The 2,806-nt window shown below is 66.8% G+C and carries 5 protein-coding genes and 1 pseudogene; all 6 read right to left on the bottom strand.

The features are described from left to right. The coding region (locus EQG76_RS31245; RefSeq protein ID WP_407925593.1) for a transposase at positions 1–106 on the bottom strand (106 nt) is incomplete at its 3' end. Beyond that, positions 61–318, bottom strand: coding sequence for a helix-turn-helix domain-containing protein (locus tag EQG76_RS31250; RefSeq protein WP_159719106.1), 258 nt, complete (start codon positions 316–318; stop codon positions 61–63). The genes EQG76_RS31250 and EQG76_RS31245, both read right to left, overlap by 46 nt. A gap of 110 nt (positions 319–428) precedes the next feature. After that, entirely contained in the window at positions 429–818 is a 390-nt protein-coding gene (locus EQG76_RS31255) for a PIN domain-containing protein (RefSeq protein WP_159719107.1), read from the bottom strand. Further along, a complete protein-coding gene (locus EQG76_RS31260) occupies positions 815–1,057 on the bottom strand; it encodes an AbrB/MazE/SpoVT family DNA-binding domain-containing protein (protein ID WP_159719108.1) in 243 nt (80 codons plus the stop codon). The genes EQG76_RS31255 and EQG76_RS31260 overlap by 4 nt, the downstream gene beginning before the upstream one ends. Before the next feature lie 272 nt (positions 1,058–1,329). Then, positions 1,330–2,559 (bottom strand): MFS transporter, encoded by a 1,230-nt coding sequence (locus EQG76_RS31265; protein WP_235031657.1) that lies wholly within the window; start codon positions 2,557–2,559, stop codon positions 1,330–1,332. 85 nt (positions 2,560–2,644) lie between these two features. Further along, a pseudogene (locus EQG76_RS31270) lies at positions 2,645–2,806 on the bottom strand (arsenical resistance protein ArsH); the annotation flags it as partial.

The raw sequence follows: 2,806 nt of genomic DNA on the forward strand, positions 1-2,806 counted from the left end.
TGCGCCCCCGCTTCGGCACAGCCGGCAGCAGCGGCTGGATCCGCCGCCATTCCTCATCGGTCAGGTCAGTCGGGTAACGCTTGGTCTTGCGGGCAAGTTCGGCCATCCGCCCACCAGCTCGTCCAAGGCGGCCTGCTGCCGATCGAGCCGGCTCTTGAGCGTCAGCACGTCCTTGAGCCTGGTGCGGCGGTGCTTGCCCACGTAGCGGAACGACAGGTCGCCTGCCTCCATGCGCTGCACGATCAGCGGTCGGGACATGCCGAGGATGTCGGCTGCCTGGTTGGGCGTGAGTTCCTGATCCTCGATCAGCACGGCCACCCGCTCGCCTTACAGCAGACAGGTGAGAACGGCGTCGATCGCTGCCACCGCCGCCGCAGGTGGCAGAACCACCATTTGGACATAGCCACGGTGCCGCCGCCCGTTCGGCGTTAGCGGATCAATTCCACGGTAACTCCGGCCGCATCGGCGATCTTCGGCCAACGCCGCTCCGCGGTGAGTGCTAAGGCCCCTTCCCGCTTCGCCAGAGCCAGACAATAGCGATCGCCCAGCGGCAGGCCCCGCTCCAGCGTGAGCGGCCGCAGCATGCCAGCCGCATAGGACAAGGCGGCATCGGCCGGGATCACCTGGATCGGCAAGGGGTGCAGCAGCGCCTCGATCTCAGCGCTTGTCGCGCCGAGCTTGGCATAGTGGCTGACGATCTCCGCCAGGTTCACCGCCGTCATCAGGGCGCCATCGAGTACGACCTTCACCCGCGCCGCCCCGGGCTCATTCAGAAGCAGGGCAAGCAGGGCAGAGGCATCCAGCACCACCGCCGTCATTCAGCCTCCGCCTCCTGTGCCCTCTCCGCCAAAAAGGCGTCGACCGAGGCGCCAGTTTTGCCGGCCACCAGCTTGCGGCTGAGCGCCTGGGCGCGCACCACCACCTGGTCGAGAGTGCGCAGCACGATGGCGTCGCCCGTGTCCTCGACGATGACCTCACCACCCTGCGCCAGGCCATGCCGCTTGCGCAGGTCAGCCGGCAGGCTCAGCCGGCCATCCGCCATCACTCGAGCCTTCATGGCGTTCCTTCCCAAGCATGCCATGAGAGATATGATATGGCACAACTGGTCATTTATGCCAGAGAAACTATGGCCGCGGCTCTTGGGTAAGCCACGAACCTCACCCTCTGCCTTTGTAGGGTCTACCCCAGCGAAACAATCGGCGCTGTCTCGGTGACTGCGGTGCGCATGTCGGCATGATGCCAGAAACCTAGCGCTGGCGCGGATTTCTGGCCGGCCCTTCGTCGCTTATCGGGATATTGGTGAGCGGTAGGTGAGCAAAACCCATCGCGCTATCCTGGACGTGTCCGTACAGCCCCTGCCCATAGCCCGGCGAGCAAGATCACGTTGAAGCCTGCCAAGCCGACCAGAACCCCAAGCAGGCCATCGGCCCCGATCCCATCGGCCAGCACAGCGCCCAGGGAGGGGGTGATGGCCTGGGCGATCAGGCTCGGCATGGCGAGCCGGCCCATCATAGCGGCATAGCCCTGCGCGCCGAACAAGCCGAGCGGCAGGGTGCCCCGGGCAATCGAGGCCAAGCCGATTCCAACTCCGTAGAAGAGCAGCGTCGGGGCCACGAACGGGAAGCCGGCCCAGAGCGCGCCCAGGCCGAGCGTCACGCAAGCGGTCGACGCCGCCATCGTCCAGATCGGGTGATGGTGCCGGCCGATCGCCATCTCGACCGCGCGGGCCGCAACCTGTGCTGGGCCGACCAAGGCGCCGAAGGCGACGGCGGACGACAGTCCGATCCCGTATGCTTGAAGGATGGTGAACAGGTGCACGGACATGGTGGCCGACACCACCGAGCCGATGGTGATGATGGCCGCCAGCACCAGGAAGGCGAACCGTGCTGGCCGAGGGCTGTGCGCTGCTCCTGGGGAGGCGCCTGCCGCATCCGGTAGCACCGGATCCCTCCGGTCTGGTCTGGGCAACAGAAGCAGATGGATCGGCAGTGCCAGGCACAGCTGGATCGCCGCATACACCAAGCAGGCGCCACGCCAGCCGAGTTCCGCAACCAGGAAGGCGGACAACGGCCAGCAGGCCGTGCTGGCGAACCCGCCGAACAAGGTCAGCGCCGTGATGGTCTGACGTGCTGACTGGCCGTAGAGCCGGCCCAGGGTCGCGAAGGCGGCATCGTAGAGACCGGCACCCATGCCCAGCCCCATGATCACCCAGGCCATTACGTAGACCGGCAGGGTGGGTGCCAGGGCCAGCGCCAGCAGGCCCACCGCCAGCAACACGGAACTGAGCGCCAGCACCGGCCGGCCGCCACGATCCTCGATGACCCGCCCGACCTTCGGCGAGACGAGCCCCGCGATCAGCAGGCCGAGTGACAGGCCACCGACGATCCAGGCAATCGGCCAGCCCGTATCCTCCTGGATCGGCTGCGCCAGGACAGCGAGCAGGTAATAGGAGGAGCCCCAGGCCAGGATCTGGGTGATGCCCAGTGCCGAGACGACGACAGCGCGTCGCCTCGAGCCGGTTGCTGCCGGTTGTGTCGCGGCGACTGTTTCAGGCCGCACTGCCGCCACAGCCGCAGCCGGCCCGGCCTTCCCGTTTGGCGACCGCATCTAGGGCGCAGCAGGCATCAGACGGCTTCACCGGCTCCTGCGGGGCAATCGCGATCGACGAAAGGTCCTGGCTCAGGTCCACGGCCCGGCCGGCTTCCTTGCGTTCCGAGTAGCGGTCGGTCAGCTGGTTGACATGGCCACGGGTGAGCAGGGTGAAGCGCACCAGTTCCTCCATCACGTCGACGATGCGGTCATAGTA

It is taken from the genome of Geminicoccus flavidas (assembly GCF_009806515.1).
In the GTDB taxonomy this organism is placed as follows: domain Bacteria; phylum Pseudomonadota; class Alphaproteobacteria; order Geminicoccales; family Geminicoccaceae; genus Geminicoccus; species Geminicoccus flavidus.

Bases quoted from the DNA above. Each gene is read 5' to 3' on its own strand.
- EQG76_RS31260 (WP_159719108.1), bottom strand. From the start codon at position 1,057: ATGAAGGCTCGAGTGATGGCGGATGGCCGGCTGAGCCTGCCGGCTGAC.
- EQG76_RS31255 (WP_159719107.1), bottom strand. From the start codon at position 818: ATGACGGCGGTGGTGCTGGATGCCTCTGCCCTGCTTGCCCTGCTTCTG.